Source organism: Paenibacillus sp. P4_A7 (genome assembly GCF_056402455.1).
In genome coordinates, this window is the sequence record NZ_JBFUHJ010000211.1 from 1 (window position 1) to 8,996 (window position 8,996).

Annotated in this window: 4 protein-coding genes and 3 pseudogenes; 6 read left to right on the forward strand and 1 reads right to left on the reverse strand. The window is 41.6% G+C overall.

The annotated features are described in order from the left end of the window. Positions 1-32 precede the first annotated feature (32 nt). The 3 genes and pseudogenes from AC1DWN_RS20940 to AC1DWN_RS20950 all read left to right on the forward strand — a co-directional run. Positions 33-734 carry a class D sortase gene (locus tag AC1DWN_RS20940; protein WP_477560845.1) on the forward strand — a complete coding sequence of 234 codons (702 nt, stop codon included), beginning with the start codon at positions 33-35 and terminating at the stop codon, positions 732-734. Between the two features lie 123 nt (positions 735-857). Next, the gene (locus AC1DWN_RS20945; RefSeq protein ID WP_006040330.1) at positions 858-1,082 is read left to right on the forward strand and encodes a helix-turn-helix domain-containing protein; all 225 of its coding nucleotides are present in this window, start codon (positions 858-860) and stop codon (positions 1,080-1,082) included. A 1,182-nt stretch (positions 1,083-2,264) separates the two neighbouring features. Next, positions 2,265-2,351: pseudogene (locus AC1DWN_RS20950) on the forward strand (helix-turn-helix domain-containing protein); the annotation flags it as partial. A gap of 485 nt (positions 2,352-2,836) precedes the next feature. Here the strand turns inward: AC1DWN_RS20950 and AC1DWN_RS20955 are convergent. Then, positions 2,837-4,402 (reverse strand): annotated as a pseudogene (locus AC1DWN_RS20955) (catalase); the annotation flags it as partial. 361 nt (positions 4,403-4,763) lie between these two features. On the opposite strand from AC1DWN_RS20955, the gene AC1DWN_RS20960 reads away from it, so the two are divergent. The 3 genes and pseudogenes from AC1DWN_RS20960 to AC1DWN_RS20970 all read left to right on the forward strand — a co-directional run. Next, positions 4,764-6,509, forward strand: coding sequence for a sensor histidine kinase (locus tag AC1DWN_RS20960; protein WP_477560846.1), 1,746 nt, complete (start codon positions 4,764-4,766; stop codon positions 6,507-6,509). Between the two features lie 97 nt (positions 6,510-6,606). Next, the gene (locus AC1DWN_RS20965) at positions 6,607-8,220 is read left to right on the forward strand and encodes an SWIM zinc finger family protein (RefSeq protein ID WP_477560847.1); all 1,614 of its coding nucleotides are present in this window, start codon (positions 6,607-6,609) and stop codon (positions 8,218-8,220) included. Continuing rightward, positions 8,217-8,996: pseudogene (locus tag AC1DWN_RS20970) on the forward strand (DEAD/DEAH box helicase); the annotation flags it as partial. The gene AC1DWN_RS20965 and the pseudogene AC1DWN_RS20970, both read left to right, overlap by 4 nt.

Sequence of the window (8,996 nt, forward strand, 5' to 3'; positions counted from 1 at the left end):
GCTGAGGATAGTGCGTTAGAGGGAGTGAAGCCATGAGAAGAGTATTGTCTTATACATTAGTCATTTTTGGCCTTTTGGTACTGTTGTACCCAAAAGCAAACGAATGGTATGGGAATAGACAGCAGGAAAAGCTGATGGCGGAATGGGAAGAGTCAAGCTTTGAAGAATCGGTTCAGCAGCCGGCGAAGCAGCAATATGATCAACTGACTGCCTTATTTAATGAGGAGAACAGTATCGAGGAGCCTGAAGTTGCGTCTGTAACAGATGACCCATCGGCCTTACCAAGTACGTCACCATCATCATTACCTTCGTCATCCCCAACACCAGCACCAGCAGTACCAAAGCTGAACCCGATTGCGACTCTTAAGATCGACAAGATAAAGCTGAAGCTGCCTGTTGTAGAGGGTGCAACGCAAAAAAACTTGAAATCAGCAACAGCGCATTTAAAGGAAACGACGGCTCTAGGGCAGGTAGGCAATGCCGCGATTGCAGGGCACAGGATGYGCTCTAAGGGGAGGTTGTTTAATCGCTTAGGAGAAGTCGAGGTCGGCGATAAAATTGTTGTAGAGACGAAGGTTGAAACGTACACCTATACCGTGTATAAAGTATCGATCGTTGAACCGAGAGACGTCTCTGTTCTCAATTACAACAAAAAAGACAAGCTGCTTACACTGATCACATGCGATCCCGTCGTTAATCCAACACATCGGTTGATTATCCACGCAAAGCTGTAAGTCCTCGTGTGCCCATTTTACCTGATAAAAGCACCATTGCTATCGCCCCTTCATACTATATTTTGACTGTATCCCTTAACCTTGTTAAACCATAAAAACCCGCGCAAGGAGGGGTGACAAACATTGAAGGGTAGCGACCATAAGAGCAAGTTCCTACTGACACATCGTGAACGCGAAGTATTCGAGCTGCTGGTACAGGACAAAACAACGAGGGATATCGCACAGCAACTATTTATTAGTGAAAAGACTGTCCGCAACCATATCTCGAACGTCATGCAAAAGCTGAACGTAAAAGGTCGGTCGCAGGCTGTAGTTGAACTAATCAAGCTTGGGGAATTACAAATCTAACATAATCAAATAATTGGACAGCATCATTAAAAAGGGTGCTGTCTTATTTTTGTTTACATAATGTGACCTAAGCAACAACGGAGTTTGTCTTTCGATAAAATAAAAAAGCACTCTCTAAGGAGTGCTAAATTAACTAGACTAAATATTTCGTGTAAACACTATCCTTCTGGATGAGAATCTTATTCTGTTTGCCTATATTAACAAACATGCTGGCTTCGCCGTCAAAGAAAGATATGAACTTTCCTGCTGGAAGGCGATAATTTTCTCTATGCAGCAGTCCGTTAAGGAATCTTTTTCTGGATCAGATGTTAAAAACAATGTCTGATTACTGAAATTAATACAATTATCACCAACAAAGTAAACAATATCAGGATAATATCGTTATTAGAACCACCAATAACTCCACCCATCAAACATTCACCTCCCAATAATTAAAACGTTATGTAGATTATGAGCGGATGAGGCTTTGGGATTGGACGTATGCTCTGTTGTGATGATCGACAAGAATAAGTATTGAAGTCTGGATTGGAATGATTAGAACGCAGAAGACCCATATAATGGGTCTTCTGCGTAGATTCTGTTTGAATGATTTTATATTTTGAAAGCAGTTAAAAGTGGAAATTGAGCTGCTAATTTAATAGTCTTAGCAGTTGCAACCATTGCTGATACCTTCAACTCGTCTTTCTTCTTTTCTTTCTTCTCTTCTCTCATTACGGCCGAGCACACCACAACTACAAGCGATAATGACTAGTAGGATGAAAAGCACTAGAATTGTACCAATGTTATTTTGCATTGTTCAATTTCCCTCCTTACGTACCGGGTACACTGTATTTTCGTGAGTATTTATGAAGGTTGGAATAAGACATTAATCTATAAGTTACTAGTAACCACGACCGAACATACCACAACTACAWGCTATAATCACCAACAAAATGAACAACACCAGGATAGTACCAATATTGTTATGACCACCAACCATTCCCATCTAACATTCACCTCCATACGTTTTGACTACCATGTAGATTATGCGTTGATAGAGCTTGGTGATTGGATGATTGTCCTGTAGTGATGATAGACTAGATTATAGAAATGAAAACAGACACTGCAAGCTGGCGGGCAACTCATACCCTGAAATAAAACACACTAAATATAAAGATATTGAAAACAGAGTCGCAATTAACATTGAAGGGTAGTGACCATAAGAGCAATTTCCTACAGACACATCGTGAACGCGTAGTATTCGAGCTGTTGGTACTGGACAAAACGTCCATCTATATGTCCATGTGAGATCGCTATGAATTACATAATGCAATGTAAAATTAGATTCACATTCTGAAACTAATGATTGGAATTAATGAATGCGAGACTAATTAGTTTCAGAATGTGAAGCTAGTTCACGGGAAAGCGAGCGAGGATTGAGCTAAACCAGCAATTAAGTTCATTTTCTGACACTAAATCGCAGCTTTCCCTTAAGTAGCCTCGTTTAAATTCAAATTATGAAACTACGGCGACTTAGCAAATAGATGTACACTCTTCCCGGCCGAAGATTTGAGCTGGACGGTTATGTATAAGCCATTTTTAAAAAATATCGTTTGTTCGCTCGTTCTTTAGTTTTTCGGTTGATTTTCCCCAGTACCTATAAAAAAGACGACAATAAATTCAATATTTGAATTGATTGTCGTCTTTTTTTGAACCCGAACTATCTTAGGGGCTGTAATCTTCACATAATCTACACCTAGCACTACTACAAAAACTTAATAGCCGTCCGTTGAATGACCAAGCTCTTCGGATATCTCCATGCCTTCATTGGCCGAGAACGTTCCGACATGACCGCTCTGAACGTTTTGTTTGTCAGATGAATGCTTCAATCCCTCCGCAACGCTTTTGCCGTAATCGGCATCTGCCTCTGTGAGATTATGGATCATAAGTTCTTGAATGACAGTTGAGCAGGAGCTTAGCGCCTCAACTAGGTTCTCAATTAATTCATCGCGCTCCCACTGTTCAAACTTGCGATAAGTATCGCCTGCTTGTTTAAAATTATTTGTGCGTTCAATGGGCGCTTTGACCAGCTTTGCTTGATAAGCAGGCTCATGGGGCTCACCAGGACGGTCTGCCTCTACTAATCCGCCCATGGAGGAGGGCTCATAATTAACATGCGGGTTTTGACCAGGCGCAATATCGACATAGAAGGACATTTGGCCTTCACGTTGATTCGTTGCAACATGTTTCTTAGGCGCATTAATTGGTAGCTGCAAATAATTGGTTCCAACGCGGTGCCGCTGCGTATCCGAATAGGAAAAGGTACGGCCTTGCAGCATTTTATCATCTGAAAAGTCTAGTCCATCTACCAAAACGCCAGTACCAAATGCTACTTGCTCTACTTCATTAAAGTAGTTGTCCGGATTTTTGTTTAAGATCATCTTCCCGACTGGAAGCATAGGGAATTGCTCGGGGTCCCATAGCTTGGTGTCATCAAGTGGATCGAAATCTAATTCCTTATGCTCATCATCGCTCATCCATTGCACTTGAAGCTCCCATTCTGGATACTCCTGCCGCTCAATCGCTTCATATAAGTCTTGTGTTGCATGATTGAAATTTTTGCCCTGCAGCAGCTCTGCTTCACTTTGCGTTAAATTGCGAATTCCTTGAAGAGGCTCCCAATGATACTTGACTAATACAGCAATCCCTTCTGCGTTTACCCACTTATATGTATTGACACCAGAACCTTGCATTTGTCTGTAATTTGCGGGAATTCCCCATGGCGAGAATAAGAATGTAATCATATGAGTTGATTCAGGCGATTGGGAGACAAAATCAAAAAAACGTTCCATGCTCTGCACATTAGTGACCGGATCGGGCTTAAACGCGTGTACCATGTCAGGAAATTTCATAGCATCGCGAATAAAAAATATTTTTAGATTATTTCCCACTAAATCCCAATTACCATCCTCTGTATAAAACTTCGTTGCAAAGCCTCTTGGATCACGAAGTGTCTCTGGAGAGTGTCCCCCATGGATTACACTGGAAAATCGCACGAAAACAGGAGTCCGTTTTCCGGCTTCTTGAAACAGCTTGGCTCTCGTGTATTTAGAGATAGGCTCATCCCCTAATTTACCGTACGCTTCAAAATAACCGTGGGCACCAGCGCCTCTGGCGTGAACCACTCGCTGAGGGGTGCGTTCACGATCAAAGTGTGAGATTTTCTCGATAAAATGATAGTTCTCGAGCGTTGAAGGTCCGCGATTTCCAACCGTACGAATGTTTTGATTGTCCGTTATAGGATGACCTTGACGATCCGTAAGTGTATTTTCATTTTCGTTTGGGGCAAGTGAAGCATCTTTTGTTATTGAAAAATCTTTGCTATTTGAACGGTTAATTTCATTAAATGACATAAATTTACTMCTTTCATTTAACTATAAAATGTCGTTTCATGGAATTAGTATGAATCATAGAGGTTGTAATTATTCTATTAATGTGAATTCGACATATGATTTATTTTCACTCAATATTTGAATGTTTTATGGTATGATGGAACCATATTTCACTATTTAAATGAAAAATATTGGAGGATGCGATGTTAAAATTTAGGGAATATCGTCCTTGAGTCGCTTGTTTTAGTAGGAGTACTTATGCATTTATAAAAATGATAGCTATGTTACGTAGAGGGGCAAGATGTAGGAGATGCAGCGCAATATATGGCTTATGACAATTAGCGTGACCGTTATATTAATTTTAATAAATAATACGGCTTACTATTTTCTCACTAAAGAAACGCTAGAGGAAGCCCTTAATCATGAAATGAACTTACTTGCGAAGCAAGTTGAGGTTTCTGTTGAACAATCCAGAAGTGGAGCTAGTCTATTTGAGCAGCAAACCGCGAGTCAGCTGCGTGCAGCTGCTATCGCAGCGCAATATGCGCTTGATCCAGATGTGGAGAAGGTGACGACCAAGCAGCTTGAGGAGCTAAGCAGCAAGCTCGGTGTAAAGCATATTACTTTATTAAAGCGGATGGAAGACGATGACATTATTCTTTATAAATCATCCGATGAGAAAGAAATTGGTGCGAGTACAAAAGGCTGGAAGCCGTGGCACTCTTACTTTCATGAACTATTTAACAATCATAACGTATCTTTAGATTGGCTGGGTCAAAAAATGCCGAATTTCTGGAGCGGACCATTCGAGGTTGCAACGACTGACTTGGATGAAATATATAAATGGGGATATTACTACGACGGTTCTACTAACTATATCATTGATCCTTACATCAGCTATACTGTTCAGGATGAATATGAAACAGTTACTGGTGTAAATTATATGATTCAGAGTTTAGTGAAAAATAGTGACACGCTGTTAGAAGTAGCGGTTATTAATCCAGAAACGTTTCCTAACGGAAGGAAAACCAATAAAAAGAATGGCGTACAAGAGCATTTCGTGCAGCGTGCGATTTTTTATGGAACAAATCAATTAAAGACGGATAAGGATATCGAATCTGTACGCGAAGCGCATAGAACAAAGAAGACTATTACCATTGAGCAAAAGATTGGTGATAAATACATATCCAAAATGTTTATTCCGGTCAATGTGAAGGATAAAGGCATTAATATTACAGATCTGTACGGTGAACCATTGAACGACTATGTGCTAACGATAGTCTCTGATCATAAGTTAATAAGAGAAAAGCTTCACTCTCAGTTTTTGAATCTAGGTGCAATTATTTTTATTCTTACAGCATTGAGCGTATTGATTGCATTTTTCGCGATGAAATATTACAGAATGTCACGTGATAAAGCGGTGCGCGTAACTCAAGAAACTTATGTGGATGAAATCAATCAGTTATTCCAATCCATTCGTGCACAGAGGCATGATTTCTTAAATCATGTTCAGACTATTCACTCGCTCGCAGAGCTAAGGAAATCAGATGAGCTAATCTCTTACACGAAGGAATTAACTGGTGAAATTCGAATGATGAACGATATTATTAATATTGGAAATCCAGCTATCGCTGCGCTTGTACGATCGAAGATTTCACAGGCTGAGGATTTTAAAATTCAATTTAGCTGCTCCTTTAACGGATTAAATATGCAGGAGATGGGTGTTAAGACGTTAGATGTAAATCGAATGCTCGGCAATTTGATCGATAATGCGTTTGATGAGGTTGTAAAATATCCAGAACACCGTCGTTTAGTGGAATTGATCGGTACACAAACAGCACAACACTTGGAGTTTATTATTATTAACACTTGTGACAAGGCTGACGAGGTTATTAAGAAGCCACTCTTTGAATCAGGTTATTCAACGAAGCAGGATGATCATCAAGGGCTCGGATTGCCTATAGTAAAGATAATTACTGAGCAGTATAAAGGGAAGATTTGCGTGAAAGCGGAACCTGCAGGTCAGTTGACGTTTATTGTCAAAATTCCGCTGTAATAATGAAAAGCGCCAACCGATCGAATTCCATTCGTCGGTGCGGCGTTTTTTTTGGTATAATGGAAAGAATGCAAGTGAACGGAAAGGAAGCGGGTGAATGTCTGCAATGCATCTCAACGAAAAGCTGCATGCAGCTTTAGAGCAGCGAATAAGCGATGAAGTCGCGAGTACGATTGTGAAACGAGGCTGGCAATATTATTTAGATGGTCATGTCAAAAATGCGAAAGCAGGAGATCATGACAATCTTTATGGTGTCGTACAAGGATCAGATCTATATGCGGTCGTCATTGATGCGGGACATTTTGGGTACAGTTCCTGTACTTGTTCATATGAAGGATTTTGCAAGCATATGGCAGCTGTTTATTTCCAATATTGCAGTATGCTGGAAGGTGGGCAAGAGAATGCGGAGCAAACCTATTTCCGTTTACTCGGTCTTACACCGGCAAGCGTTTTACTGAAGAAACAAAGTGAGGAGCCAGCGTTGTCACCATTGACCCAGCAAGGGCCGACAGACCCGGGTTATAATGGAAGCACCGAGCAATGGCTAGAATGGATGGAAGCAACACATGGCGATGTTTGGAGGAAATGCAGACATTCTCTTCATCCGCTTCAGCCTCTCTTGCAGTCGTTGAAGGGCTTATCGAAAAACTGGGAAAAACCGCTTCAGCGCTTGCATTGGTCAACAGCAGTTGCCTTTGTATTGGATCAAGCTGAACGCGCCATTCTGACAGTGGATTCCTTCAGCAGATACTATCATGAAATGTCTTTTATACGTATGGCAGAGCCATGGGTAGATCATTTATATACACTCGTATCAGACCTAATCCCCGTTGATATGGACACGAAGGAAATGGAATGGGCGAATTCACTAGTTGCTTACATCAAGATTCGGGCATCAAATACAGAACGACAATTATTTGAGTGGGATCATATCTATTTAGCTGTGAGCGAGAAGCTGTCCGAGAACAGAAGCTGGTATGAACAGGAATTACAAGCAATGCTCCTTACCGTACAGAATGAGGAGGAAGATGATTCCTTTAACGCTTCCTTTTMGCATGTTGCGATTGGTATGATGTATTTTTTAGACAATGAAGATGAGTTGTCAATCGCGCATTTTGCGAAAGCGAATTTTGAACGTTCACAGAAGGTGATGTATCCCTGTGCGGCACTCCGATTAGAAGAAGCAAAGTGGGATCAAGTCAAGCTGTGGATGAGCTTTTTATTTGAACATGTGTATGCGGTACGGAATGGTCGCTCTGTCGGTCCGTTTGTATCGTTATGTCGAAGAGCTGATCAGGATCGGCCAGATATTTCTATATGGACGGATTATATGACGCAATTGCTGCCACATTCGTACACAGAGCTATCTGACCATTGGTTGAATCAAAAATATTTTGAGGAGTGGGCGGATCTTCAACTATTAATCGGCTCTCATCCCGATGATATTAGCGTTCAAGCGCTGCGTGAGGTGGCTAAATTGGCCCCGCGATCCTTAATGCCGCTTTATCATCAATCGGTTGAGACATGGATGCTGACGCGTAATCGTCAAGGCTACCGTATGGCTGTCAAGCAATTGAAGAAGCTTGAGAAACTGTATAAGGCAGAAAAGGATACAAACAGATGGAATATATATATTGAAGGACTTGTTCGCAAACATCAGCGTCTCAGAGCATTTCAGGAGGAACTGTGGAAAGGGAAAATCGTAACATGAGAGCATACATTGGTGCGCGCAAATTAGTGATTGATGGATTTTGGAACGAAGATACTGATGGAGCTTCCGTTCTCTTAAGCGCGGCCGATCGGAAAGATGCTGCAGATACGAGACTAAAGCCCCTATTATTTGCATGGCATTCAGCATCCTATTATGGTGCGGAGATAGAAGAAATCAGCTTAGGGGAACGTACACTTCTCAAAATAAATCCTTTACTAGCAATGGATTACTTGTCTTCTCCTAAGCATGTTCGGCTGCTCCAGCTAGAGTGGACGGATCGATTAAAGACGTTGATGAACATGGCCGAACAAATACGGCGAGCTCTGCAGAATGGCTGGTTTGCTCCAGACTGGGAACAGTGGACAGAAGAAAGAAAAAGTTGGAAAATGTCTATTCCTGAACAGGAACAACAGTTATCCAATGAATGGGAGGACTCGATTCGAACTGCCCTAGCGAATGGAGACAAAGGCATTCAGCATTGGCTTAGCCAAGCGATCAATCAAATGATTCTTGATAATGAGCAAGCTGCAGAAGCGTGGAAAAAGGTAGGAGAAGCTTCGGGAGATGCTGTATTAAGAAGGAAGTCTACGGATGAGGAAGATTGGCTCATAGCAATTGGACTGAGCAAAGATACGCTTCCCTTCCGTGTAGCACTCCAATTAGCTGAACCTAATGAATCGGATGGATGGCGGCTGTGTCCAGCTCTGCAGGATCGCGAGGGCGGTCCTTGGATGCCTATCCGGCAAAGTGAGTGGCAGGATGGCCCTGCATATGAG